The following is a 25,332-nucleotide window of genomic DNA, read 5'->3' as shown; positions in this document are numbered from 1 at the left end:
CTCACTCTACCTGCCCGGGGCAAGGAATGCTTTGATCGTCGTCCGATACGCTGAGAATGTACGATGCTTTTAACAAGGCGACCAACGGGCATGGCCGCAGCGGCCTATTTCTCTCTCAAAGCATGCTCGTAGATAGCAGAGAAGCTTGTAAGATCACTATTCGTAAAACTAGGCATAGATCACGTAACTCGGCAGTGTCCAACCGCCGTACTCCTCTCTCCACGTCACTCATGAACGATTGCGGTCTCCCCAGCGCAGCAGAGCACTGGGCCTGAGTCATCCCTGACTCCACACGCATGCGCTTCAGCACTTGCAGAAAGATCACTTGCTCACGTCGATAAATAGCCTTTGTCATAGCCGGAAAAAAATGGGGACAGATTTATTTATATTCACACCAGAACCCAACTCATTGCCTGACTACCACCCCTCACACAGAATTTCTGGCTGCCACTAGAGCCCCCGTCGTTCTAGGACCCAAGCCCCCCAGCCAGACGCATCCATCCGAACCCCCCGGATAACTAAAACCATAGCCTTAAAAAATTCGCCCACAAAAAAGCCCCAGGTCTTTCAACCTGGGGCTTTTTCATCTGTATCTGGTGCACCCGGCGGGATTCGAACCCACGACCCCTGCCTTCGGAGGGCAGTACTCTATCCAGCTGAGCTACGGATGCTTGTGCGGGCGACATCATACCCATGTCGCCCTGATGCGTCCATTCCAGCGTTTTCGCCGGTAACTGTCGGCCGTTTCCCACCCAAAATGGCTAATCGCCACTCTCATTCACAACTCCCCGCGCCGCACGTCCCTTTGTTTGCTTTGCTCTTGTGGCTTTAAACCGCTTCCAAGCCGCAATTCCCCAGGTGAACGCATGCATTCCAAAGGAACCGTGATGCTCGATCTCCCGTTGAGACAAACCCTGTTGGCCCGCTCCGATTTGTTTCGAGGTATGCCGGAGCACCTCTTGCGCTACGTTGCCACCCATATGGTGGAGCGCCTGCTGGATGATCGTGAACTGCTGTATTTCAAGGACGACAGCCTCGAATTTATTGCATTGGTGGTTGAGGGGCGGATTTATTCGGTGGTGCATGGGCCGGACGGCCGGGAGCAGATTATCGGCAGTACCGGGGCCGGGCAGGTGGTGGGGGAGACGGCGTTGATCAAGGATCATGGGCGCGAGTCTTCCACCTTTGCCAGTGGCCCCACGCGGCTGTTGCAACTGGGTAGCCGGCATTTTGGTGTGCTGTTTGAGGAGCCGGTGTTTTTGCGGCGCTTGTTGATGCTGATGATGCTGCGCTTGCTGCAGGCCATCGAGTTGCTGGAGTTGGTGTGCCTGCATCGGTTGGAGTCGCGGTTGGCGCGGTTTCTGTTGGCCAACCTGGGCGATATCGACCTGGCGCTGGCCATGCCGAGCGTCTCTTTGCCCGCCAGCCAGGGGGTGTTGGCGTCGATGCTTAACACCAGCCGTCCCAAGCTCAATGTGCAGCTGCAATTGTGGCGCCGCAGTGGGCTGATCAGCGGCAATCTGGAACGCATGGTGATCAACGATCTCGAGCATTTGCGGCGCAAGGCATTTGCCTTGAATTAGTCATTGCAGTGTTCCGCAGGTAACAGCGCACCCCTGTCCCGCGCTTGCAGACTGGCCCTTCATCAAGGATGCACAGGAGTGCTGGCGATGGGGATGACTGTTCAGTTCAAGGATCAATGGGCCGCCGATGACCGTTTGTTCGAAGCGAGTTGGCGCGCCGTGCAGGGCGAACTCAAGCGGCGCGCGCTGCGGCGGGCCAAGGGCAATCTGGATCAGGGCCAGGAATGGTTGTCGGCCACGGCGATCAAGGCCCTGCTGTTCTTTCGGCGTTCGCCGGAGCGCATTCGCGACCCTCAGGGGTTTCTGTTTCTGGTACTCGACCATGTGTTTCTCGACAGCTTGCGACGCAGCAAGCGCGAGGAGCGGCTGCTCGATGATTCGGTGGACCTTGAGCACGATCACCTGGCCGCACTCGCCGCGCCCTGCGCTTCGGTGCTGGAACGGGTGGAGTGTTACGAGCGCCTCGAGCTGATCGAGGCGCAGGTGGCGCGGTTGCCGGTGTTGCAGCAGCGCTTGTTTGAGATGCGCTTTGTGGATGACCTGCCGTATCCGCAGATCGCTGCCGCGTTGCAGGTCACGCTGCCACTTGTACGCAAGCGTGTGCAGCTGCTGCGCAACGCCTTGCGCTGAGTTTGATTCACACACGCCGGCGCGGGGCGTTCTAGTTGTATGAGCGCGTCCTGCCGCCACTACCCACGCCCAACCCTGGGTGAATGCCATCAAGGAGAGATGTATGACAGAGGTCAACAGCCAGATCACCGACGCGGTCACCCAAACCAACGTCAAAGTGGTGGCAGAAGCGCCGGCCCAGGCCATCGCGTCGCTGTATCAGGTGGCGAGCAGTGCGGCGGGCCTGTCGTTACAGAACGCGGTCAACAGCCAACAGGCGATGAACCAGATTTCGAATGCGGTGATCTCCAAGGCCGTGGCGCTGATCATGCAGATTGGCGAGAAGGGCTAAGCCCTCGGGAGATCGATTATGTCGTGGTTCAGTAGAAAGAAACCCGCCGCCCCGCAAGCAACGCCCGCCGCCGACCCACCTGCGCCGGCGCCCGCCGCACCGGCCTCGCGCTCGATCATGGCGCGCATGAACGAGCACCTGCTCAACCAGGCGAGCACGCCGTCGCCCGACAGCACCGCTGCCCTCAACAGCCAGATCGTGCAGGCGGTGCAGTTCACCAACTCGCAGAACTTTGCCTATGCGCCGGCGCAGATTGCGGTGCCCGCCGACATGATGATCAGCCAGGCGGCCGGCCTGGTGGCGCAGGCGGCGGCGGGGTATTTCGACGGGGTCAGCAAGATCGCCCTGGCGGCCCAGGCCGTGCTGCTCCAGCAAATGACCGAGAACATCATCAAGGACAACCTGCCGGCCGCTGCCGAAGACGCCTTGGGCGCCTTGGCCACCGACTTGCTGGTGGGCGCCGCTGCCGCTGTGGCCGCCGCCGCGGGTGCCATGGAAGCCGAAGCCGCCAGCGTGGCCATCGACAAGATCGACCAGAGCATCGCCAAGTACGCCGACACCTTGGCCAACCGGGCTGCGCCAGCGGCCTGAACCGAGCACAACGTTCCAGGGTTCTTCTGGAACGGTGCAACAGCAACTTGAAAGCAACTTTTCTTAAGTGAGGAGCGACATCATGCAGCCTGGAGATATTATTTTTTCGGTGAAGCAAGAAGACGACAGCGCGACGCGCGCGTTCATTCGTGCGGGCCAGTTGGTCAAGGCCAAGGTGTTTTCCCAGGACACGACGTTCCTGAATGTGGTTCATCCGGCGATTGCGGTGAGTGACACCCAGGTGATTGAAAGCGTGGGTGAGGGGTTGTCGCTGACTGACCTCAGCCTTGAAAAGCCCCCGCGTTCGGCGATGGTCTTCTCTTGCGTGAGCAGTGAGTTGGGCGAAGCGGCAGTCGTGGCGGCCAAGCAGTTCTATTTCGACAAGATCAGCGGCGATATCCGTGGCCGTTACAGCGTGTGGAACGCGATGATTTCTGCATTCCGGCGCTGGACCTCCAACACCAGCCTGGTCGAGCGCATCAACGAGTCGGTGGCGATTGGCAGCAGCTCGTTCTGTTCCCAGTTCGCGGCCAACTGCTATGAAGTCGGCAACCTCTATAACTCGGCCAACCTGCTGCCGCCGCCGCCGGCGATTTTCGGCAACCAACCCAGTGCCATTACCCCTGCGGAGTTGGCGACGTTCTGTGATGCCTCGGCGTATTTTTACTTCTCGGGCTTCTGGCAGGACAACGTCGAGGTGCGGCTTTAGCGGCCCTTCAGCCAGCAACGTAGTGCCCAAGGAGGCCGTCATGGCTCACCCAGCCACACCGTCAGTGCTGTCCAGCGATGATCGCCTGCGCCTGGAAGCGATGCTGCGCAACCCGCAGATCTTCGCCGGAACGCCCCAGGCCATCGTCGACGAAACCCTCAAGCGCGCCAGCCAGGTGCTTGAGCAGTCCAAGGCCAATGAGCAAGCGCTCAAGGCTGCCGCCGAGCAGCGTGAGGCGGCGCTACGCCAAGTGTTGGACGGCGCGGCCCCGGACAAGGACGCGCAACGCAAGGAAGTGCAGGCCCTGATCCAGGGTTTGATTACGCAGATTGAAGCGGCGCTGGGCCCAACTGCGAAACCTTGAGCTCGCGCGTTTCACAGCGCCTGTTTGGCAACGTTCATTCATGAACACGGAATGCACCGTGTACCCCTATAAGGAAATTGATCATGGCATTTGTTAACGAGCAAATTACCGACGCGGTCACCCAGACCAACGTCAAAGTGGTGGCCGAATCGCCGGCGATGGCGATGAGCACTATCTATCAATCCATGGCGCAGGCCACGGCGATTCTGTTCCAGAACGCTGTGTCGGCCCAGCAGCAGCAAAACACCCTGGCCCAGGCGGCCACCAACCAGGGCGTCATGCAGATCTACAGCGTCGATACCACCGCCGGTGCGGCGGCCACCGAAAAAGTCGCCCAAGGCGGCGTCTCGGATAACCTCACCAGCCTGTTGACTGTGCTCAAGTCCTTCCAGCCTTAAGCACTCAGCGATAACGGATGTTGTTCTTTCTCACACCAGGAGTTTCAACCATGAGCACAGTCAGCCCGCAAATCACCGATGCCGTCACCCAGACCAACGTCAAGGTCGTTGCCGAATCGCCAGCGATGGCCATGAGCACGATCTATCAATCCATGGCCCAGGCCACGGCGATCCTGTTCCAGAACTCGGTCTCGGCCCAACAGCAACAAAACACCCTGGCCCAGGCCGCCACCAACCAAGGCGTGATGCAGATCTACAGCGTCGACACCACCGCTGGCGCTGCGGCCACCGAAAAAGTCGCCCAAGGTGGCGTGGCCGACAACTTGACCAGCCTGTTGGCCGTGCTCAAGTCGTTCCAACCGTAAGTTGCAAGGCCCGACAGCCCCGGCGCCCATAAGGCACCGGGGCTGTTGTCGTTTGTGCGCTTGATCTGAAAGATGCATCAAATGCGCCGTTTTCGTTCTTTTTTTCGAACAGACTATTGCCCTGTACCCCCATTGATCCTAGGATTCGTTTGAGATTTCAAACGCTCTGTCTCCCGTGCGCTATTTCACTTATCTCGCGTGCTGGGGCTGATTTCCCTGACGGCAGCCCACAAGGCGCCTTTCAACAACTCTAATTCGCTCCGCGTGCGCGCGGTGCTGTTAAGGAAAGCCGACATGCAGCTCAAAGATACCCAGTTGTTCCGCCAACAAGCCTTTATCGATGGCGCTTGGGTCGATGCGGACAACGGTCAAACCATTAAGGTCAACAACCCGGCCACGGGCGAAATTCTCGGCACCGTGCCGAAGATGGGCGCGGCTGAAACCCGCCGCGCCATCGAAGCCGCCGACAAGGCCCTGCCGGCCTGGCGTGCACTCACCGCCAAGGACCGCGCCAACAAGCTGCGTCGCTGGTTTGAGCTGATCATCGAGAACCAGGACGACCTGGCGCGCCTGATGACCCTGGAGCAGGGCAAGCCGCTGGCCGAAGCCAAAGGCGAAATCGTCTACGCCGCTTCGTTTATCGAGTGGTTCGCCGAAGAGGCCAAGCGCGTCTACGGTGATGTGATTCCTGGCCACCAGCCGGACAAGCGCCTGATCGTGATCAAGCAACCGATCGGCGTTACCGCGGCCATCACGCCGTGGAACTTCCCGGCCGCGATGATCACCCGTAAAGCCGGCCCAGCGCTGGCCGCCGGTTGCACCATGGTGCTCAAGCCGGCTTCGCAAACCCCGTACTCGGCGTTCGCCCTGGCTGAACTGGCCCAGCGCGCGGGCATTCCAAAAGGCGTGTTCAGCGTGGTTTCCGGCAGCGCCGGTGATATCGGCAGCGAGCTGACCAGCAACCCGATCGTGCGTAAATTGTCCTTCACCGGCTCCACCGAAATCGGTCGTCAGCTGATGGCCGAATGCGCCAAGGACATCAAGAAAGTCTCGCTGGAGCTGGGCGGCAACGCGCCGTTTATCGTGTTCGACGACGCCGACCTCGATAAGGCCGTCGAAGGCGCGATCATCTCCAAGTACCGCAACAACGGCCAGACCTGCGTGTGTGCCAACCGCCTGTACATCCAGGATTCGGTGTACGACGCATTCGCCGAAAAACTCAAAGTGGCCGTGGCCAAACTCAAGATCGGCAACGGTCTGGAAGAAGGCACCACCACTGGCCCGCTGATCGACGAAAAAGCCGTGGCCAAGGTTCAGGAGCACATCGCTGATGCCCTGAGCAAAGGTGCCAAGCTGTTGGCCGGTGGCAAGGTGATGGAAGGCAACTTCTTTGAGCCGACCATTCTGGTCAACGTGCCCAAAGACGCTGCTGTTGCCAAGGAAGAAACCTTCGGCCCACTGGCGCCGCTGTTCCGCTTCAAAGACGAAGCCGAAGTGATCGCGATGTCCAACGACACCGAGTTCGGCCTGGCTTCCTACTTCTACGCGCGCGACCTGGGCCGTGTGTTCCGTGTGGCCGAAGCCCTGGAATACGGCATGGTTGGCGTCAACACCGGGTTGATCTCCAACGAAGTGGCGCCGTTCGGCGGCATCAAGGCTTCGGGCCTGGGCCGTGAAGGCTCCAAGTACGGGATCGAGGATTACCTGGAAATCAAATACCTCTGCCTGGGCATCTAAGCTCGGCAAGAGATTGCAGTAAACGCAGAGGGCACGAGAGCGCTGACCCTTTGCGTGTTTGAAGACGTTATTCGTAGTGGCCGGGAAAGCTGTGGCAGTCGATCATCGCATGCTGCCGTAGTTGCCTCCCCGCCACGTATTCCTTGGACCACGCCACCCGATGAGTGGCGAATGAGGACTTTATGAGCAAGACCAACGCATCCCTGATGAAACGCCGCGAAGCCGCTGTACCGCGCGGTGTTGGCCAGATTCACCCGATCTTCGCCGAATCCGCGAAGAACGCCACCGTGACCGACGTTGAAGGTCGCGAGTTCATCGACTTCGCCGGCGGTATCGCCGTGCTGAACACCGGCCACGTGCACCCGAAAATCATCGCGGCCGTGACCGAGCAACTGAACAAGCTGACTCACACCTGCTTCCAGGTGCTGGCTTACGAGCCTTACGTGGAGCTGTGCGAAAAGATCAACGCCAAGGTGCCAGGTGATTTCGCCAAGAAAACCCTGCTGGTCACCACCGGTTCCGAAGCGGTCGAAAACGCCGTGAAAATCGCCCGCGCCGCCACTGGCCGTGCTGGCGTAATCGCGTTTACCGGCGCTTACCACGGCCGCACCATGATGACCTTGGGCCTGACCGGTAAAGTCGTGCCGTACTCGGCCGGCATGGGCCTGATGCCAGGCGGGGTGTTCCGCGCACTGTTCCCGAACGAACTGCACGGCGTGAGCGATGATGACGCTATCGCCAGCATCGAACGCATCTTCAAAAACGATGCCGAGCCGCGTGACATCGCTGCCATCATCATCGAGCCGGTGCAGGGCGAAGGCGGTTTCTACGTCGCGCCTAAGTCCTTCATGAAGCGCCTGCGCGAACTGTGCGACAAGCACGGCATCCTGCTGATCGCCGACGAAGTGCAAACCGGTGCCGGCCGTACCGGTACGTTCTTCGCCATGGAACAGATGGGCGTGGCTGCCGACCTGACCACCTTCGCCAAATCCATCGCTGGCGGCTTCCCGCTGGCCGGTGTGTGCGGCAAGGCTGAATACATGGACGCCATTGCGCCAGGCGGCCTGGGCGGCACTTATGCCGGTAGCCCGATTGCTTGCGCTGCTGCGCTGGCGGTGATGGAAGTGTTCGAAGAAGAGCACCTGCTGGACCGCTGCAAGGCGGTTGGCGAGCGCTTGGTGACGGGCCTCAAAGCCATTCAAGCCAAGTACCCGGTGATCGGCGAAGTGCGTGCCCTGGGCGCGATGATCGCGGTCGAGCTGTTCGAAGATGGCGACAGCCACAAGCCAAACGCCGCTGCCGTGGCTTCCGTGGTGGCCAAGGCGCGTGACAAGGGCCTGATCCTGCTGTCTTGCGGCACTTACGGCAACGTGTTGCGCGTACTGGTCCCGCTGACCTCGCCGGACGAGCAGTTGGACAAAGGCTTGGCGATCATCGAAGAGTGTTTTGCAGAGCTTTAAGCGGCAAGCCTCAAGCTGCAAGTGACGTAGAGCTTGCAGCTTGAGGCTTCAAACTTGCAGCTCAAAGAAGTAGCCAGTGAACAAAAAAACCGCAGATGCGGTTTTTTTTGCTTACGGGCTGCTTCTTTGACTAAGGTGCAAGTATTGCCGATGGAGCGTGCTGGATGACTGCTGTTGATTTACCCGCTGTACCCCGCGTGTTGATTGCCGAGGCGGACCCTTGGTCGCGGGACCTGCTCAAGCAAGTGTTGTTGAATGTGCGCTGCGACGCGCGGCTGGATGTGTGTGCCGATGGCCAGGAAGCGGCCACGCTGTTGCGAGACAAAACCTACGACCTGATCCTGGCGGATTGGGAACTGCCGGGCGTCGATGGCCTGAGCCTGCTGCGCAGCGTGCGCCAGAAGCGCCGTTCGCTGCCGTTTATTCTGCTGAGCAGTCGCAATGACAGCGCCAGCGTGCGCGAAGCCTTGCCCCTGGCGCCCACGGCGTATCTGACCAAGCCCCTGAACATGGAAGGCCTGACCCAGCGCCTGCAAGACCTGCTGCTCGATGAAGGCGAAAGTGTGTATTGCGAGATACCGCCGCTGGCGCCCGGTATGGCCTTGCCAGTGTTCCTGGAACGCCGCCGCGACGTCTGCGATGGCGCGCCGCTGCGGGTCGATGTGAAAGCCGCCGTGCAACACAGCCTGGCGCCGGACGGCCTGGACCTCAAGCAACTGGAAGACCAGGTAAAAACCGACCCGCAAATCACCGCTGTGCTGATCGCCGCCGCCAACAGCGCCGGCCATCACGGCACGCCGGTGCAGACCCTGGCCGCTGCACTGCAAAAGCTCGCCGCCGGGCAGAGCATGAACCTGATCCTGGGCCTGGCGCTCAAGCACAACGTGGTGCTGGGTGACCCGGCGCTGGTGGCCTACGCCGAGCGCCACTGGCAGTTGTCCCAGGACACCGCCGACTACGGCCGCCGCCTGGCGCGCATGCTCGAACTGGACCACGAACGTTGCTACTGCGCGGGCATTCTGCATCGGCTGGGTGACTTGGCGTTGTTACGCTGCCTGGAAGACTGGCGCCTGGGTGGCGGGGCGCTGGATGACGAGGCAATCGGTGAGTCCCTCGACACCTTTGGCGCCGCCTATGGCTCGGCGTTGCGCACGCGCTGGCGCTTGCCGCTGGAGTTGCGGCAGTTGATTGCGGCAACCTACTCACTTGAAGGCGGGGTGTATTCGCGCGACGCGCTGGTGGTGAACCTGGCGGCGCAAATGGCGCGGTTGACCGAGCATGAGGGGTTGGAAGCGCTGGCCAAGAGCAAGACGGCCAGGTTACTCAAGGTGGGCTTGTCGGAGCTGACGCGGGTGCGCAAAACCTAGCTGGCAACGAAGTTCAGGTCTGGGAGCGGGCTTGTGTGGGAGCCGGGCTTGCCCGCGATAGCATCAACTCGGTACCCCTGATAGACCGAGGTGCCGGCATCGCAGGCAAGCCAGCTCCCACACAAGCCAGCTCCCAACCAGGCCGGTTCCCATTGGTTGATCGAGTTCTAGCCCTCTATGACGCGGTTCTTGCCTTGGCGCTTGGCCTCGTACATGGCGGCATCGGCCCGTGCGAACAGGCTGTCCAGGGTTGAGTCGTCTTCACGCAGGTTGGCCAGGCCTTGGCTGACTGTCACGGTAAACTCCCGGCCTTCATAGCTGAAACTCAGGGCCTGGATTTCCTTGCCGAGCCGTTCGGCTACCTGCAACGCCATGTGCGGCGCACAGCCAGGCAGTACCGCAGCGAACTCTTCGCCGCCAATGCGCCCGAACAGGTCGCCACGGCGCAGCACGCCGCGACCGCTCTCGGCGATACGCCGCAGCACCTGGTCGCCTTCCAGGTGGCCGTAGCTGTCGTTGACGTCTTTGAAGTCATCGATGTCCAGCAGCAGGAACGCCAGCGCGGCGCCTTGGGCGCAGGCGCTGTCGAACGCCTGGTTGGCGCATTCGAAAAAGTGCCTGCGGTTGCTGCTTTGGGTCAGCACATCAGTGGTGGCGAGTCGGTGCAGCTCCAACTCCATGTGCTTTTTTTCGGTGATGTCTTCGGCCATGCCCACCACAATCAACGGCTTGCCGGGTTCGACCTGTTGGTTGATATAGCACTTGTCGCTCAGCCAGCGAATCTGCCCGTCGGCGGTGATGATGCGGTACTCGCGGTCCTCCACGGCGCCGTCTTCCAGCACGCGGGCCAGGCTGTGTTCGGCGTAGTCGAGGTCTTCGGGGTGAATGCTGTTGCGCCATTCGCGGTGGTCGGCGAGCAACAAACCAGCGGATCGGCCAAACACCCGTTCGTAGGCCGGGCTCACGTACAACACACGCCGGGTTTCCCAATCGATGGCCCACAGCACGGCATTCACGCTGACCAACAGTGAACTGAGCAGTTGTTCACGCTCACTCAGCCGTTCGACTTCACCTTGGGCATGCATCAGCGCCAGCAGGGTGGCCGCCGCAGCCGGGCGTGGGTGCTCAGCGACGGGCGCATCGGTTGAATAAGGCTTTTCGGGAACCATCGGCACAACTCTCTCTGGGATCGCCGCAGGATGGAGCAGCGGTCAGTGCAAGGGCCACCATGATGGCGAAGTGTTCCTTGAGAGAGGGGATTTGCGGTGAAGTTCCGTGAACGGGCTGACTAAGAAATGGCGTCAGAAACCAGTATGCAGAGCGCGGGCTTACTGTGGCGAGCAGGCTTGCCCCGCGTTGGGGCGCGCAGCGGCCCCAATAAAAACACCGCGTTCTGCCAGGCAGGGCGCGGTGTTTGGTTTCAGGGCTGCTTCGCAGCCCAACGCAGGGCAAGCCTGCTCGCCACAGCAAGCCCGCTCACCACTAGACCGTGTCAGACCGCTGCAGGGCGCAGCGAGTAGGTCTTCAACTGGTGGGCAAAATCGCGCAGGGACTGAATACCGCTGGCCTCAGCCTCATGCACCCATTCCTTGATCGCGGCCAGCATGTCGTGGCCATTGGTGCTGGTCTTCAGCCAGATCTGCTGCAGCGCCAGGCGCTTCTCGTAGATCACGGTCAGCGCGTGGCTGTGTTCGAGCATGCTCTGGATGCGCACGTGGTGGCGGTCATCCAGCAGGCTGGTTTCACGCGACAGCAGGCGCTTGGCGCGGTGGAACTGGTGGCGTACCGAATGATCGACCTTTTCCAGCTCCTGCTTGACCAGTGGGCCGATCACCAACTTGCGGTACTGGGCCATGATCTGGAAGCGGTTGTTGAGGATCGCCATGGCGGTGTCCATGTCCAGGTGGCCTTTGCCTTCCACGCGGTGCGCGATCGGCGCGACGCGCTGCACCTTGGCCAGGCGCAGGAAGCTGAACACTTTGATCCACGCCCAACCCAGGTCGAACTCCCACTTCTTCACCGACAGCTTGGCCGAGTTCGGGTAAGTGTGGTGGTTGTTGTGCAGCTCTTCGCCGCCAACAATGATGCCCCACGGCACCAGGTTGGTGGCGGCGTCACGGCACTCAAAGTTGCGATAACCGACCGCATGGCCAAGGCCGTTGATGACGCCGGCGGCCCAGAACGGGATCCACATCATCTGGATCGCCCAGATGGTGATGCCAATGGTGCCGAACAGCAGCAGGTCGATGACCCCCATGATCGCCACGCCCAGCAGCGGGTAAGGCGTATAGATTTTGCGTTCGATCCAGTCGTCCGGGCAGTTTTTGCCGTAGATGCGCAGGGTCTCGGGGTTCTCGGCCTCGGCGCGGTACAGCTCGGCGCCTTTGCGCAGCACGGTGGACAAACCCTTGATGACCGGGCTGTGCGGGTCGTCGACGGTTTCGCACTTGGCGTGGTGCTTGCGGTGGATGGCGGTCCACTCGCGGGTGTTCTGCGCCGTGGTCAGCCACAGCCAGAAGCGGAAGAAGTGTTTCAGGCCGGCATTGAGCTCCAGGGAGCGATGGGCTGAATAACGGTGCAGATAGACCGTGACCCCAACAATGGTCACGTGGGTCATCAACAGCGTGACTGCCACCAGTTGCCAGGCTGACAGGTCAAGAAAACCGTTGTACCACATAGGCTGTATGGCCCTCAGATAAAGAAAAAAACAGCTCACGCATTATCACTAAGCCTACAGAGAAAACCAGCCGCCCTTTCAGATAGGAGTGACTGGATGTTTCTTATTCTATAATCCGCAGCGTTTGTAGGGCGATTTTGTTTTTTGGGTAAGGATTACTGACCATATGCTGTTTTCGTACCGAGGTGCCCTGCGGGTGGGGCTGGTATACCTGCTGGTTTCCATTGTGTGGCTCCAGCTCAGCAACCACCTATTGATCAACTTTCTCGATGACCCGAGGCAGTTAGGACGTTGGTTGCAGGCGCGCGGTTATGTGTGGGTGGCCCTCAGCGCGTGGGTCATTTACCTGATCTGTGCCCGTTTTGCCCGCACCCATCGGTTGCAGCAACCCTTGAAAGAAAACCATGAACGCCTGCAACAGGCCGCCGCCGTGTTCGATTGCACCCGTGAAGGCGTACTGGTCACCGACGCCCATGGGCTGATCGTGCATGTGAATCGGGCCTTTATGGAGATCACCGGCTACAGCCGAGAGGACGTGATGGGCGAACGGCCGAGCCTGTTCAAGTCCGGACGCCATTCGTCGAATTTTTATCAACAGATGTTCCAGACCCTCGAACGCACCGGCGAGTGGAGCGGCGAAATCTGGAACCGGCGTAAAAGCGGTGAGATTTATCCACAGTGGCAAACCATCCGAGTTATCCACAATGACCAGGGCCAGGTCAGCCATTACGTCGCGGTGTTTTCCGACATCAGCGCCATCAAGGACTCCGAGCACGAACTGGCGCACCTGGCCCACCACGACCCGCTCACCGACTTGCCCAACCGCCTGCTGTTCACCGACCGCGCCGAGCAGGCGCTGGCCTCGGCGCAAGTGCACAAACGCGGCTGCGCGTTGCTGTTGATGGACCTGGACCACTTCAAGATCATCAACGACAGCCTCGGCCATAATGTCGGTGACCAGCTGCTCAAGGCCGTTGGCGAGCGGTTAAAGGGCCTGTTCGGCCCCGGCGTGACCCTGGCGCGCCTCGGTGGCGATGAGTTCGCCGTGCTGGCCGAAAGTTGTCCACAGGTGGTGCAGGCTGCCGCGCTGGCACAACGCATGCTCGATGCGATGAAAGAGCCGTTTGTGTTCGACGGCAACCAGTTGTTTATCAGCGCCAGCATCGGCATCAGTCTGTTTCCCAGTGATGCCCTGAGCGCCGAACAACTGCTGCGCAATGCCGACTCCGCGCTGTTCAAAGCCAAGAGCGCCGGCCGCGAAGGTTATGCGCTGTACACCGAAGAACTGACGGCCCACGCCCAGCACCGCGTGGAAATCGCCAGCGAACTGCGCCGCGCCCTCGATCAGCAAGAGCTGCGTGTGTATTACCAGCCCGTGCACGACCTGCAAGACAGTCGTCTGGTCGGCGTCGAAGCCCTGGTGCGCTGGCAACACCCTGAGCGCGGCCTGGTGCCGCCGGGTGAATTTATCCCGATTGCCGAGCGCACCGGGCTGATTGCCGATATCGATGCCTGGGTGATGGACCAGGCCTGCCGCCAGATGGGCCAATGGCTGGCCGATGGCGCGCCGTTGAGCTTTATTGCGGTGAATGTTTCCAGCCGTTTGTTTGCCCGGCGTGAACTGTATGAGCAAGTCGCCCAGGTGCTGCACACCACCGGCCTTGACCCGGCTTATCTGGAGCTTGAGGTCACCGAAAGCGCCGTGATGGAAGACCCCGAAGTCGCCCTTGAGCAATTGCACCGCCTGCGCGAGCTGGGCCTGCGCCTGGCGATTGACGACTTTGGTACCGGTTATTCGTCATTGCTGCGCCTCAAGCGCCTGCCGGTGCAGAAGCTCAAGATCGACCAGGGTTTTGTCGCCGGCTTGCCGTGGGATGAAGACGACGCGGCGATTGTGCGCGTGGTGATCGCTTTGGCAAAAAGCATGGGCATGCAGGTGCATGCTGAAGGCATTGAGCAGGTGGAGCAGGCGAGGTTTTTGTTGGAGCAAGAGTGTGATTTGGCGCAAGGGTATTGGTTTGGCCGGCCGGTGCCGGCGCAAGAAATGGATTGGGCCAGGGCACCCTCTATCCGCATGTGAAATGCAGGCCAATGTGGGAGCCGGGCTTGCCCGCGATGAGGCAGTATCAGTCGAAACATCAGTGCCTGACACACCGCCATCGCGGGCAAGCCCGGCTCCCACAGGGTTTAGCGGTGCTTGGGTAGCAGTATTTTCCAGGCCAAAACCTTCGCAACCCCACGTCCTGTCAGAAAATTCTTTCTGGTTATATAAACATTCTTAAATAGTATTTTTAAGAATATCCGCGCTTATCTACTATCGCCCTCACGCCGCAAGCAGTGCCGCCACTGCCAGGCACTATTCATTTCAGGAGCGAGACCATGAGCGCATCTCTACGTAGCGTCGACGGCCAGGACGAAGCAGCCATTTTGCGTGAGATCCAGAGCGCCTTGCGCGACCTGCGGTTTGGCGCGGTGGAAATCACTGTGCACAACGCCCAAGTGGTACAGATCGAACGCAAGGAAAAATTCCGTTTGCAGAACCCCGGTAACAAACCGAGCTAAGCAACAACGGCGATTCGCATGCTAGACCCGCAACTATAAGAAAAAGCCAACACCCAAGAATTATCAGGAGCTTCTATGTCGTCGATTCGCCGTTACGCCCTGGCCGCACTGGCCAGCGCCGTGTTTGCCGGTTCCGCCGTTGCCAAGGACTACGAGTTGCTCAACGTCTCGTATGACCCGACCCGTGAGCTGTACCAGGACTACAACGCTGAATTCACCAGCTACTGGAAACAGTCCCACCCTGGCGACAACGTGAAGATCCAGCAATCCCACGGTGGCTCGGGCAAGCAAGGCCGTGCGGTGATCGATGGCTTGCGCGCCGACGTAGTGACCCTGGCCCTGGCTGGCGACATCGATGAAATCGCCAAACTGGGCAAGACCCTGCCGGAAAACTGGCAAACCCGCCTGCCGGATGCGAGCACTCCGTACACCTCGACCATCGTGTTCCTGGTGCGCAAGGGCAACCCTAAAGGCATCAAGGACTGGGGCGACCTGATCAAGAAAGACGTTTCCGTTATCACGCCTAACCCGAAAACCTCCGGCGGTGCGCGCTGGAACTTCCTCGCCGCGTGGGCCTACGGCCTTAAATCCGGCGGCAGCGAAGCCAAGGCGCAGGAATACGTAAAAGAGCTGTTCAAGCACGTGCCGATCCTCGACACCGGCGCTCGCGGTTCGACCATCACCTTCGTCAACAACGGTCAGGGTGACGTGTTGCTGGCGTGGGAAAACGAGGCGTTCCTGGCACTCAAAGAAGACGGCGGCGCCGACAAGTTCGATATCGTCGTGCCGTCCCTGTCGATCCTCGCGGAGCCGCCAGTGGCCGTGGTCGACAAAAACGCCGAGAAAAAGGGCAATACCGAGATCGCCACCGAATACCTCAAGCACCTGTACAGCCCGGCTGGCCAGGAGATTGCGGCGAAGAACTTCTACCGCCCACGCGATGCAAAAGTGGCCGCCAAATACGCCCAGCAGTTCCCGAAACTGGACCTGGTGACTATCGACAAAGACTTCGGCGGCTGGAAAACTGCCCAACCGAAATTCTTTAACGACGGTGGCGTGTTCGACCAGATCTACACGGCGCAGTAAGCCAAATTAAACTGTAAGAGCCGGATTTTCTGTAGGCGCTGGGCTTCTGTGGGAGCTGGCTTGCCTGCGATAGCATCACCGCGGTGTGTCTGACACACCGAGGTGCTTGCATCGCGGGCAAGCCCGGCTCCCACAGTAAAACCAGGTCCCGCAGAGAGTGCGCTCCTACAGTGGTGTTTACCCTTTAACCAAGGACTCTTATGTCGCGTCGTATTTCCCCCGTCATACCCGGCTTCGGGCTGACGCTGGGCTACACCGTGGTGTACCTCAGCCTGATCGTACTCATCCCCCTGGCAGCGATGTTTGTACATGCCGCTCAACTCACTTGGGATCAGTTCTGGGCCATCATTAGCGCACCGCGTGTGCTGGCGGCGTTAAAACTGAGCTTCGGCACCGCGTTCGTCGCGGCGATCATCAACGGCGTGATCGGCACACTGCTGGCCTGGGTGCTGGTGCGTTACACCTTCCCTGGCCGCAAGGTCATCGATGCGATGATCGACTTGCCGTTTGCCCTGCCCACCGCAGTGGCCGGTATTGCCCTCACTGCGCTGTACGCACCGGCAGGCCTGGTCGGGCAATTCGCAACCGACCTGGGCTTTAAAATCGCCTACACCCCAGTCGGAATCACCCTTGCTTTGACCTTCGTCACCTTGCCCTTTGTGGTGCGTACGGTGCAGCCGGTGCTGGCCGACATCCCCCGGGAAATCGAAGAAGCCGCCGCCTGCCTGGGCGCCAAACCGTTGCAGGTGTTCCGCTACATCCTCGTACCCGCATTACTGCCCGCCTGGCTGACCGGCTTCGCGCTGGCCTTCGCCCGTGGCGTGGGTGAGTACGGTTCGGTGATCTTCATCGCCGGCAACATGCCGATGAAAACCGAGATTCTGCCGTTGCTGATCATGGTCAAACTCGACCAATACGACTACCGCGGTGCCACCTCCATTGGCGTGCTGATGCTGGTGGTTTCCTTTGTCTTGCTGCTGCTGATCAACTTGTTGCAGCGGCGCATCGAACGTCCATAAGGAGGCGCGGAACATGTCCCAATCGTCTATTTCCGCTGCAGCCTCGGCCAATGCTGCCCGGCGTGGCAGCGCGGTGTCGCGTCGCATCCTGATCACACTTGGCTGGCTGGTGTTCGCGCTGTTTCTGCTGCTGCCGCTGTTTATCGTGGTGTCCCAGGGTTTGAAGAATGGCCTCGGCGCGTTCTTCACGGCGATCCTTGAGCCGGACGCGCTGTCGGCGCTCAAGCTCACGGTGATCGCCGTGCTGATTTCGGTGCCGCTCAACCTGGTGTTCGGCGTCAGTGCCGCGTGGTGTGTGAGCAAGTACTCGTTCCGTGGCAAGAGCATTCTGGTCACGCTGATCGACCTGCCGTTCTCGGTGTCGCCGGTGATCGCGGGCCTGGTCTACGTGCTGATGTTCGGCGCCCAGGGCTTCTTCGGCCCGTGGCTGCAAGACCATGACATCCAGATCGTGTTCGCCTTGCCGGGCATTGTGCTGGCGACCATCTTCGTGACGGTGCCGTTCGTGGCCCGTGAACTGATCCCGTTGATGCAGGAGCAGGGCACCCAGGAAGAAGAAGCCGCACGCCTGTTGGGCGCCAATGGCTGGCAGATGTTCTGGCATGTGACCGTGCCGAACATCAAGTGGGGCTTGATCTACGGCGTGGTGCTGTGTACCGCGCGGGCGATGGGTGAATTCGGCGCGGTGTCGGTGGTGTCCGGCCACATTCGCGGCGTGACCAACACCTTGCCGCTGCACGTCGAGATCCTCTACAACGAATACAACCATGTCGCCGCGTTTGCCGTCGCGAGCCTGTTGCTGATCCTGGCGCTCTTCATCCTGCTGCTCAAGCAGTGGAGCGAGAACCGTATCAACCGCCTGCGCAACAGCGCCGGTGAGGAATAAGTCATGTCGATCGAAGTCCGTAATGTCAGCAAGAACTTCAACGCCTTCAAGGCCCTGAACAGCATCAATCTGGACATCCAGAGTGGCGAGCTGGTGGCGTTGCTTGGCCCGTCAGGCTGCGGCAAGACCACCTTGCTGCGCATCATTGCAGGCCTGGAAACCCCGGACGCCGGCAGCATCGTGTTCCACGGCGAAGACGTGTCCGGCCACGACGTGCGTGATCGCAACGTCGGCTTTGTGTTCCAGCACTACGCGCTGTTCCGCCACATGACCGTGTTCGACAACGTTGCCTTCGGCCTGCGCATGAAGCCGAAAAACCAGCGCCCGAGCGAAAGCCAGATTGCGGTCAAAGTGCATGAACTGCTGAATATGGTGCAGCTTGATTGGCTGTCGGATCGCTACCCGGAACAACTCTCCGGTGGCCAGCGTCAGCGTATCGCCCTGGCGCGCGCCCTGGCGGTAGAACCCAAGGTGCTGTTGCTGGATGAACCCTTCGGTGCCCTCGACGCCAAGGTGCGTAAAGAGCTGCGCCGCTGGCTGGCGCGCCTGCACGAAGATATCAACCTCACCTCGGTGTTCGTGACCCACGACCAGGAAGAGGCCATGGAAGTCGCCGACCGTATCGTGGTGATGAACAAGGGCGTGATCGAGCAGATCGGCTCACCGGGCGAAGTCTACGAAAACCCGGCCAGCGATTTTGTGTATCACTTCCTCGGTGATTCCAACCGTCTGCACTTGGGCGAAGACAAGCACGTGCTGTTCCGCCCGCATGAAGTGTCGCTGTCGCGCCATGAGCTGGAAGATCACCACGCGGCGCAAGTGCGCGATATTCGCCCGCTCGGCGCCACCACACGGGTGACGCTCAAGGTCGAAGGCCAAAGCGAGCTGATCGAGGCCGAAGTGGTCAAAGACCACGACAGCCTGACCGGTTTGGCGCGTGGTGAGACCTTGTTCTTCAAACCCAAGGTCTGGCAAAAAGCCTGACCCTCAGATCGTTCACTCTGCGTGGGAACGATCATGTGGGAGCTGGCTTGCCTGCGATAGCATCACTACGGTGTGACTGATACACCGAGGTGCCTGTATCGCAGGCAAGCCAGCTCCCACATTCAGACCTTGCTTGGCTTCAGATCGCGGCGTTCTACCGGGCCGGACCGCGCCTCAATCTGCTCTTTAAGTTCATGCCGCAACCCCAGCAAGAACGCCAATTCCGCCACCACAAACAACGGCCCCACAATCAATCCCGACACATCATCCACAAACGCCGGCTTCTTGCCTTCGTAATAGTGCCCGACAAACTGAATCACCCAGCCCACCACAAACATGCCGATGCCGCTGCTCAGCCACACCAGCGTGCTCTGCGCCGCCAGTGCATGCCCGGCCCACACCGACAAACCCATCAACAGCGTCATCAGCAGGCCCAGCGCCAGTTCCAGGCGCAAGTAGAACCATGCCGAAAACAGCGCGAGTAGCACTGCCGGAGATATCCACAGGCTGCCGATTGCCCATTCCGGGCGCGACAGCAGCACCGCCACGGCGACCACAATCAACGGGATGCCGACAAAGTGGCTGGCGATATTGCGCGGGTCGCGGTGATAGGCGGCGTATTGGCTGAGGTGGTCGACGAGGCTTTTCATTGTTGTTCCTCCTGTAGGATGCTTGATCATGCCCTGTCCGCCTGTGACTGACTGTCAGCTGGGCGACAATCTTCGGAGTGCTCATGGACACAGAGAAATGGCGTACTCGCTTGGCCTCTGGCCACTGGTTCAGCCACCTGCCTGAGCCTTTTCAGCATAGCCTGCTGGCCCACGCCCGGCAGCGGCAGCTGGCGGCGGGGCAAACCCTGTTCAAGCGTGGCGACCCGCCCTGTGGCCTGTACGCGGTGCTCGACGGCGCCTTGCGCATCAGTGCGGTGAATGAACACGGCAAGGAAGCACTGTTGAGTCTGGTGGAGTCACCCTTCTGGCTGGGTGAGATTTGCCTGTTCGACGGCCTGCCACGCACCCACGACGCCTGCGCCGTCGGGCCGTGCACGCTGCTGCAGGTGCCACAGCAGGCGCTGCTCAGTATCCTCAATGAAAGCCCGCAGTACTGGCGCGACCTGGCGTTGTTGATGAGCCAGAAGCTGCGCCTGAGTTTTATCAATATCGAGCAACTGAGCCTGATGCCGGCCTCGGTGCGCCTGGCCCATCGTCTGTTGATGATCGTCGAGGGTTACGGCGAGGCTGAGTCGTTAAAAAGCATGCTGCAACTGCCCCAGGAAGACCTGGCCGCCATGTTGAGCCTGTCACGCCAGACCACCAACGCCTTGCTCAAGGACCTGCAGGCCCAAGGCATCGTGCGCCTGGGCTACGGCGAGATCGAAATCCTTGATGCCCGGCGACTGCGTGAGGCGGCGCACACCTGAGGGTGTTAGCCTGCAAGCCTGATTAATCGAGGTGTGTTATGCGCGTGCTGTTAGTGGAACATGAATCCGAAGAGGCACAGCGGATGGCCCAGGGCTTGAACGAGGCCAGTTACAGCGTGGAAGTTGCGGCCAATGGCATGGCGGCGTTGCGCCTGGTTGAAAGCGCTGAGTACGACCTGGTGATCCTGGATGTGATGCTGCCGGGGCTCAATGCCTGGAAGTTGCAGCAGGCGATCCGGTTGAAGGGGGAGACGCCGATGTTGTTCCTGACCACACCGGGCGGGATTGAAGACCGCTTGCGTGGGTTGGAACTGCATGAGGATGATTATTTGCTCAAGCCGTTTGATGCCAAGGTGCTGGTGGCGCGGGTGAAAAAACTCTTGCGGCGTGGTCGCTGAGCCACCGCTATCGCAGGCAAGCCAGCTCCCACAGTTGAAATGCATTGCCCTGTGGGAGCTGGCTTGCCTGCGATGAGGCCCGACCTAGCGCAACCCATCGCGAAACTGCCCCGGCGTCATCCCCGTCCAGCGCTTGAACGCTCGGCTGAAACTGCTGGTATCGGCAAACCCAAGCAAATAACTGATCTCGGCCAATGAGCAGTGCGGATCGCGCAGGTGCAGCAGCGCCAGGTTCTCGCGGCACTCATTGAGCAACGCATCAAACCGACAGCCTTCATCCGCCAAATGCCGCTGCAAGCTGCGCAGACTCAGGTGCAACGCCTGGGCGATGCGCTCGGCACTCGGCTCGCCCTCCGGCAATTGTTCCTCGATCGCCCTGCGCACCTTGCGTTCCCAGGTCAGCGGTTGCAGCTGGGCCAGGGTGCGCTTGAGCACGGTTTCATTGTGCTCGGCCAACTCGGGGTTGGCGTCGTCCAGGTGGCTGTCGAAGTCCTGGGCGGAAAATTCAAGACGGTCTTCCTCGGCATCGAAAAACACCGGTGCGCGAAACACCGTGTGCCAGGGTTTTGGATCCGCCGGTTCCGGCCGCCGCAGGTACACCGCCAACGGCGCGTAGTCACGGCCCAGGCGATTACGGCAGGTGCGCACATAGATCGCTGCAAACGCATCAATCGCTTCCGGCGCGGGTGCCGGACTGTCCGCAGGTTGCAGCAGACGAAAGCGGTAACGCTCACCCTCTCGGCTAAGCTCCAGCGTCAGGGCATCGCTGACCACTTGGTGATACCGCACGATGCGCTCGAACACCTCACGCAAACTGCCGCTGGCCACCAGCGCATAACCCAGCGCATGAAAGGTGGTCGGGCTCACAAACCGCGACACGCGCAAGCCGATCGCCGGGTCGCCACTGGCCTGCACTGCCAGCGCCCACAGGCGTGTGGTGGCCGACAGCGGGTAGCGTGCGTTGGGGTCGTCCATCTGCTGCGGGTCGAGCCCGGCCTCGATGCACAGCGCGGCGCTGTCCAGGTTGAGGGCGTCGAGCTGCTTGCGCAGGGCGCGGGTCCAACTGGCGAGAGACGTGGGTTCAGTCATGGTGATTGGCGCTTGCGGTCAACAGGTTGGCGTCCGGGGCTAGCGTCCGGCCCGATCGCTTGGGGCAGGATGGACGTATCACTTAACAAGAGGATGGGAGCATGGACGGTACTTCTGCAAGTCCCCAACAGATGAATGCGCAACAGCGCTCGGCAAAAATCCGCGAAGTGGTGCTCGCCGAGGGCGTGCGGTTGCGCCAACAGCACCCCTGGCTGCTGCATCAGGACGCGTTGGGCGCGGGCATCCTGGCCTTTGCCTTGCTCGGCATGCTTGGCTCGGCGGCGCTCTATATCACCGGCCATATGGCCTGGTGGGCGTGTTTGCTGCTCAACGCTTTCCTCGCTTCGCTGACCCACGAGCTGGAACACGACCTGATCCACAGCATGTACTTTCGCAAGCAACGCGTACCGCACAACCTGATGATGGGCCTGGTGTGGCTGGCGCGGCCGAGCACCATCAACCCGTGGATACGCCGGCATTTGCACCTTAACCACCACAAGGTGTCCGGCACCGAAACCGATATGGAAGAGCGCGCCATTACCAATGGCGAGCCCTGGGGGTTCGCGCGGTTGCTGATGGTGGGCGATAACGTGATGTCGGCGTTTATCCGCATGCTGCGGGCCAAAACCTGGAGCCACAAACTCAAGATCCTCAAACGCTCGCTGCTGGTCTACGCACCGCTGGCGCTGCTGCATTGGGGCGCGTGGTATGTGTTCCTGGGCTTTCATGCCGCCAATGGCATCGCCAGCCTGATGGGCGCGCCAATCCAGTGGTCCGCCGGTACCTTGCAGATGATGCAGGTGATTGATATCGCCGCCGTGGTGATCATCGGTCCTAACGTGCTGCGCACCTTTTGCCTGCACTTTGTCAGCTCCAACATGCACTATTACGGCGATGTGGAACTGGGCAACGTGATCCAGCAAACCCAGGTGCTCAACCCGTGGTGGATGTGGCCGTTGCAGGCGTTTTGCTTCAACTTCGGCAGCACTCACGGCATCCACCATTTTGTGGTGAAGGAGCCGTTCTACATCCGTCAGATGACCGCCAAGGTGGCCCACAAGGTGATGCGCGAGATGGGCGTGCGCTTCAATGATATCGGCACGTTTACCCGCGCCAATCGGCTTGAGCGCCAGGAACGGCCGGACGCTGAGCTGGCATTCAGCAAGCAATAAACGCCAGCGGCAGGTCGCGAATCTGTTCGCGCAGCGGCGGCTGATAGTGGCCGTCGCTGATCAGTTCATGCAGCAGCTCTTCGCGCAGTTGGTGGAATTCGAAGCTGCTGCGCTGGCGTGGGTGGGGCAGGGCGATGTCCACCACCTGTTTGATGCGCCCTGGCCGCGGCTCCATCACCACCACGCGGTCGGCGAGGAAAATCGCTTCTTCCACATCGTGGGTCACCAGCACCGTGGTGATTTTGGCGCGGGCGCGAATTGCCAACAGCTCGTCCTGCATCTGCTGGCGGGTCAACGCATCGAGGGCGCCGAACGGCTCGTCGAGCAATAGAATGCGCGGGCTGGCCACCAGGCCACGGGCGATTGCCACACGTTGCGCCATGCCGCCGGACAGCTGATGCGGATAAGCGCGGGTAAAGTCGGTAAGGCCCACCAATTCGATAAAGTCACCGATGCGCCGGTTGCGCTCGGCCTCGCTCAACGGCTCGTTGACCAGGCCCAGGCCGATGTTTTCCGCGACGGTCAGCCAGGGAAATAACCGGTGCTCCTGGAACACGATGCCGCGTTCGCCGCCGATGCCCTTTACGGCGTGGCCATCCACCCGGATCTCGCCACGAAACTGCGTATCCAGCCCCACCAGCAGGCGCAGCAGGGTGGATTTGCCGCAGCCGCTGGAACCGACAATTGCCACGAACTCGCCTTCGGCAATGTCCAGGTTGAATTCGCGAATCGCTTCCAGCTCAAAGCCGTCGACGTCAAAGGTCTTGCCCACATGGTTAAAGCTGACGATAGGTGCGTTCATGCGTGTCTCCAGCGCGTGGCGCGGGTTTCGATGCGTTGGCCGATAAGGTTGAGCGTGGCGCCGGTAAGGCCGACCAGCAGCATGCCGCCCATGATCAGGTCCATGCGCAGCAACTGTTGGGCGCCGATCATCAGGCTGCCGATGCCGCCATTGGACGGCATGAAATATTCCGCGCCGATGGTGCCCAGCCAGGCATAGATCAGGCTCAGGCGCAGGCCGGCGAAGATCCCCGCCGCCGCGCCCGGCAGCACCAGGCGGCGCAGGCGCTGGAACAGGTTCAGGCGCAGTACTTGCGCGGCTTCGCGCAGCTGTGGCGACAGGTTCAACACGCTGCGCTGCGTGGCGATAAACAGCGGAAAAAACGCCGCCAGGGCGATAAACACCCACTTGGCCAATTCACCCAGGCCGAACCAGGCGGTGAGTAATGGCACCCAGGCGAAAATTGCGATCTGGCGCAGTGCGGCCAGGGTCGGCCCGAGCACTCGCTCGCTGCGTCGCGACAAACCCAGCCACAAGCCCATGGCAAATCCCAGGCTGGCGCCGAGCAACAAGCCTCCCAGCGTGCGGCCGAGGCTTTTGCCCAAGGCGCCGGACAGGCTGCCATCCAGCACACCCGCGCCGGTGGTTTGCAGCACGGCCCATGGGCTGACCAGAATATTCGGGTCCACCCAAGCGAGATCCGTCGCCACCTGCCACAACGCCAGCAAGAGCAGCGGCAACAACCACGGTTGCAGGCGTTGCCACCCTTGATAACGCGGGCCGCGGCGAATCTGCGCAGTGGCCGGGTGCGGCCAGTGCACCCATTTGCGGTCCAGCCAGCCGATGCCGCGATCCATCACCACGCCCAACACGCCGATGACCACGATGCACACGAAGACAATATCGAGCATGAACAACTGGCGTGCCCAGACCATCAGGTAGCCGATGCCTTCGCTGGAGGCCAGCAGTTCCACGGCCAGCAACGAGGTCCAGCCCGCCGCCAGCGCCAGGCGCACACCGGCCATGAAGGCCGGCAATGCAGCGGGCAGGATCAGCCGACGAATCAGCAGGTGCGTGGGCAGGCGCAGCACGCGGGCGGCTTCACGCAGGTTGGGTTGCGCGTCACGCACACCAACCAGCGTGTGCAGGGTGACGGGCACCACAATCGCCTTCACCAGCACCACCAGTTTCAAGGTCTCGCCGATGCCGAAAAACACCATGAACAATGGGATCCAGGCCAGGGTCGGCACTTGCGACAGCGCGCTGAAGGTGGGGAACACCAGGCGTTCGGCGCGCGCGCTGAAACCCAATAGCGCACCCAATACGGCTCCCGCGCCGATACCGGCCAACAGCCCCCAGAACAAGCGCTGCAAGCTGATCGCCAGGTTGCTCCATAGCTCGCCGCCGGCCAGCTCTACGGCGCTGCTCCACACCAGCGACGGCGCGGGCAAAATTTGTTCGCTCATCCACTGATTACGGCTGGCCAACCACCACAGCGCAAACAGTGCCAGCGGCAACAGCCAGGGCAGCAGACGCTCACCGAGCAAGGGCCAGCGCGGCGCGGGGGCTGAAAGAGGCAGGCTCAACTGTGAAGTGCGGGCCATGGCTGACCTCCGTCGGCGTTATGTGATTTCGATCTTATAAAAATGGAATTAAGATGATTGTGAGATAAGAAAAATCATTTAAAGCCTCTGCCCGGCACGCATCCAATGCATTCGAAGAA

At 60.8% G+C, this 25,332-nt stretch carries 27 protein-coding genes and 1 tRNA gene; 20 read left to right on the top strand and 8 right to left on the bottom strand.

From position 1 onward, the window contains the following. Window positions 1–115: 115 nt before the first annotated feature. Both ACQY47_RS13650 and ACQY47_RS13645 read right to left on the bottom strand, forming a co-directional pair. Entirely contained in the window at window positions 116–280 is a 165-nt protein-coding gene (locus ACQY47_RS13650; protein WP_428557254.1) for a hypothetical protein, read from the bottom strand. A gap of 314 nt (window positions 281–594) precedes the next feature. Then, window positions 595–671: transfer RNA gene (locus ACQY47_RS13645), tRNA-Arg, on the bottom strand. Window positions 672–866: 195 nt separating this feature from the next. Here ACQY47_RS13645 and ACQY47_RS13640 point away from each other — a divergent pair. From ACQY47_RS13640 to ACQY47_RS13590, 11 genes are all read left to right on the top strand, one after another. Further along, on the top strand, window positions 867–1,583 hold the full coding sequence (locus ACQY47_RS13640) for a Crp/Fnr family transcriptional regulator (RefSeq protein ID WP_099549558.1): 717 nt from the start codon (window positions 867–869) through the stop codon (window positions 1,581–1,583). 87 nt (window positions 1,584–1,670) lie between these two features. Then, window positions 1,671–2,213 carry an RNA polymerase sigma factor gene (locus ACQY47_RS13635; RefSeq protein WP_017136685.1) on the top strand — a complete coding sequence of 181 codons (543 nt, stop codon included), beginning with the start codon at window positions 1,671–1,673 and terminating at the stop codon, window positions 2,211–2,213. A 103-nt stretch (window positions 2,214–2,316) separates the two neighbouring features. After that, window positions 2,317–2,544, top strand: a complete 228-nt coding sequence (locus ACQY47_RS13630) for a RebB family R body protein (RefSeq protein ID WP_003187543.1) — start codon at window positions 2,317–2,319, stop codon at window positions 2,542–2,544. An 18-nt stretch (window positions 2,545–2,562) separates the two neighbouring features. Beyond that, complete coding sequence (locus ACQY47_RS13625; protein WP_428557253.1) at window positions 2,563–3,135, top strand: hypothetical protein; 573 nt, start codon at window positions 2,563–2,565, stop codon at window positions 3,133–3,135. Window positions 3,136–3,217: 82 nt separating this feature from the next. Further along, window positions 3,218–3,844 (top strand): hypothetical protein, encoded by a 627-nt coding sequence (locus ACQY47_RS13620; RefSeq protein ID WP_428557252.1) that lies wholly within the window; start codon window positions 3,218–3,220, stop codon window positions 3,842–3,844. Window positions 3,845–3,884: 40 nt separating this feature from the next. After that, window positions 3,885–4,208, top strand: coding sequence for a hypothetical protein (locus tag ACQY47_RS13615; RefSeq protein WP_138451229.1), 324 nt, complete (start codon window positions 3,885–3,887; stop codon window positions 4,206–4,208). A gap of 83 nt (window positions 4,209–4,291) precedes the next feature. Further along, window positions 4,292–4,606, top strand: coding sequence for a RebB family R body protein (locus ACQY47_RS13610; RefSeq protein ID WP_005783676.1), 315 nt, complete (start codon window positions 4,292–4,294; stop codon window positions 4,604–4,606). A 50-nt stretch (window positions 4,607–4,656) separates the two neighbouring features. Next, a complete protein-coding gene (locus tag ACQY47_RS13605) occupies window positions 4,657–4,971 on the top strand; it encodes a RebB family R body protein (RefSeq protein ID WP_428557251.1) in 315 nt (104 codons plus the stop codon). A gap of 294 nt (window positions 4,972–5,265) precedes the next feature. After that, entirely contained in the window at window positions 5,266–6,708 is a 1,443-nt protein-coding gene (gabD, locus tag ACQY47_RS13600; RefSeq protein WP_056858131.1) for an NADP-dependent succinate-semialdehyde dehydrogenase, read from the top strand. Between the two features lie 182 nt (window positions 6,709–6,890). Next, the gene (gene gabT / locus ACQY47_RS13595) at window positions 6,891–8,168 is read left to right on the top strand and encodes a 4-aminobutyrate--2-oxoglutarate transaminase (RefSeq protein ID WP_191956672.1); all 1,278 of its coding nucleotides are present in this window, start codon (window positions 6,891–6,893) and stop codon (window positions 8,166–8,168) included. A gap of 164 nt (window positions 8,169–8,332) precedes the next feature. Beyond that, window positions 8,333–9,535 carry an HDOD domain-containing protein gene (locus ACQY47_RS13590; RefSeq protein ID WP_099549553.1) on the top strand — a complete coding sequence of 401 codons (1,203 nt, stop codon included), beginning with the start codon at window positions 8,333–8,335 and terminating at the stop codon, window positions 9,533–9,535. A 167-nt stretch (window positions 9,536–9,702) separates the two neighbouring features. On the opposite strand, the gene ACQY47_RS13585 is transcribed toward ACQY47_RS13590, so the two are convergent. Then, complete coding sequence (locus ACQY47_RS13585; RefSeq protein ID WP_428557250.1) at window positions 9,703–10,704, bottom strand: sensor domain-containing diguanylate cyclase; 1,002 nt, start codon at window positions 10,702–10,704, stop codon at window positions 9,703–9,705. A 323-nt stretch (window positions 10,705–11,027) separates the two neighbouring features. Beyond that, window positions 11,028–12,212 carry a delta-9 fatty acid desaturase DesA gene (gene desA, locus ACQY47_RS13580; RefSeq protein WP_017136693.1) on the bottom strand — a complete coding sequence of 395 codons (1,185 nt, stop codon included), beginning with the start codon at window positions 12,210–12,212 and terminating at the stop codon, window positions 11,028–11,030. 166 nt (window positions 12,213–12,378) lie between these two features. Here desA and dibA point away from each other — a divergent pair, with 166 nt between their 5' ends. The 6 genes from dibA to ACQY47_RS13550 all read left to right on the top strand — a co-directional run bounded on the left by dibA (window position 12,379) and on the right by ACQY47_RS13550 (window position 18,749). Then, window positions 12,379–14,292 carry a phosphodiesterase DibA gene (gene dibA, locus ACQY47_RS13575; protein ID WP_428557249.1) on the top strand — a complete coding sequence of 638 codons (1,914 nt, stop codon included), beginning with the start codon at window positions 12,379–12,381 and terminating at the stop codon, window positions 14,290–14,292. A gap of 299 nt (window positions 14,293–14,591) precedes the next feature. Next, window positions 14,592–14,774, top strand: a complete 183-nt coding sequence (gene oscA, locus ACQY47_RS13570; RefSeq protein WP_003170956.1) for a sulfur starvation response protein OscA — start codon at window positions 14,592–14,594, stop codon at window positions 14,772–14,774. A 75-nt stretch (window positions 14,775–14,849) separates the two neighbouring features. Next, the gene (locus ACQY47_RS13565) at window positions 14,850–15,860 is read left to right on the top strand and encodes a sulfate ABC transporter substrate-binding protein (protein ID WP_003170959.1); all 1,011 of its coding nucleotides are present in this window, start codon (window positions 14,850–14,852) and stop codon (window positions 15,858–15,860) included. A gap of 200 nt (window positions 15,861–16,060) precedes the next feature. Then, a complete protein-coding gene (cysT, locus tag ACQY47_RS13560; protein WP_428557248.1) occupies window positions 16,061–16,879 on the top strand; it encodes a sulfate ABC transporter permease subunit CysT in 819 nt (272 codons plus the stop codon). A gap of 13 nt (window positions 16,880–16,892) precedes the next feature. After that, window positions 16,893–17,765, top strand: a complete 873-nt coding sequence (gene cysW / locus ACQY47_RS13555) for a sulfate ABC transporter permease subunit CysW (protein ID WP_428557247.1) — start codon at window positions 16,893–16,895, stop codon at window positions 17,763–17,765. A 3-nt stretch (window positions 17,766–17,768) separates the two neighbouring features. After that, entirely contained in the window at window positions 17,769–18,749 is a 981-nt protein-coding gene (locus tag ACQY47_RS13550; protein ID WP_017136697.1) for a sulfate/molybdate ABC transporter ATP-binding protein, read from the top strand. Between the two features lie 122 nt (window positions 18,750–18,871). On the opposite strand, the gene ACQY47_RS13545 is transcribed toward ACQY47_RS13550, so the two are convergent. Beyond that, window positions 18,872–19,399, bottom strand: coding sequence for a DUF962 domain-containing protein (locus tag ACQY47_RS13545; RefSeq protein ID WP_428557246.1), 528 nt, complete (start codon window positions 19,397–19,399; stop codon window positions 18,872–18,874). 83 nt (window positions 19,400–19,482) lie between these two features. Here ACQY47_RS13545 and ACQY47_RS13540 point away from each other — a divergent pair, with 83 nt between their 5' ends. After that, the gene (locus tag ACQY47_RS13540; RefSeq protein WP_017136699.1) at window positions 19,483–20,169 is read left to right on the top strand and encodes a Crp/Fnr family transcriptional regulator; all 687 of its coding nucleotides are present in this window, start codon (window positions 19,483–19,485) and stop codon (window positions 20,167–20,169) included. 38 nt (window positions 20,170–20,207) lie between these two features. After that, on the top strand, window positions 20,208–20,567 hold the full coding sequence (locus ACQY47_RS13535; protein ID WP_056858141.1) for a response regulator: 360 nt from the start codon (window positions 20,208–20,210) through the stop codon (window positions 20,565–20,567). Window positions 20,568–20,651: 84 nt separating this feature from the next. Here ACQY47_RS13535 and ACQY47_RS13530 read toward each other — a convergent pair whose 3' ends face one another. Beyond that, complete coding sequence (locus ACQY47_RS13530) at window positions 20,652–21,656, bottom strand: AraC family transcriptional regulator (RefSeq protein ID WP_428557245.1); 1,005 nt, start codon at window positions 21,654–21,656, stop codon at window positions 20,652–20,654. A gap of 101 nt (window positions 21,657–21,757) precedes the next feature. Between ACQY47_RS13530 and ACQY47_RS13525 the strand changes: the two genes are divergently transcribed. Continuing rightward, entirely contained in the window at window positions 21,758–22,828 is a 1,071-nt protein-coding gene (locus ACQY47_RS13525) for a fatty acid desaturase (RefSeq protein WP_026013676.1), read from the top strand. Here the strand turns inward: ACQY47_RS13525 and ACQY47_RS13520 are convergent. Both ACQY47_RS13520 and ACQY47_RS13515 read right to left on the bottom strand, forming a co-directional pair. Further along, window positions 22,815–23,630, bottom strand: a complete 816-nt coding sequence (locus tag ACQY47_RS13520; protein ID WP_017136703.1) for an ABC transporter ATP-binding protein — start codon at window positions 23,628–23,630, stop codon at window positions 22,815–22,817. The genes ACQY47_RS13525 and ACQY47_RS13520 overlap by 14 nt on opposite strands. Beyond that, complete coding sequence (locus ACQY47_RS13515; protein WP_428557244.1) at window positions 23,627–25,213, bottom strand: ABC transporter permease; 1,587 nt, start codon at window positions 25,211–25,213, stop codon at window positions 23,627–23,629. Before ACQY47_RS13515 ends, ACQY47_RS13520 begins: the two co-directional genes overlap by 4 nt. Window positions 25,214–25,332: the final 119 nt, after the last annotated feature.

This window comes from Pseudomonas edaphica (genome assembly GCF_965277385.1).
GTDB lineage: Bacteria > Pseudomonadota > Gammaproteobacteria > Pseudomonadales > Pseudomonadaceae > Aquipseudomonas > Aquipseudomonas edaphica.
Note: the sequence above shows the minus strand (reverse complement) of the source record. Positions and strands in the feature narration are given on the sequence as shown.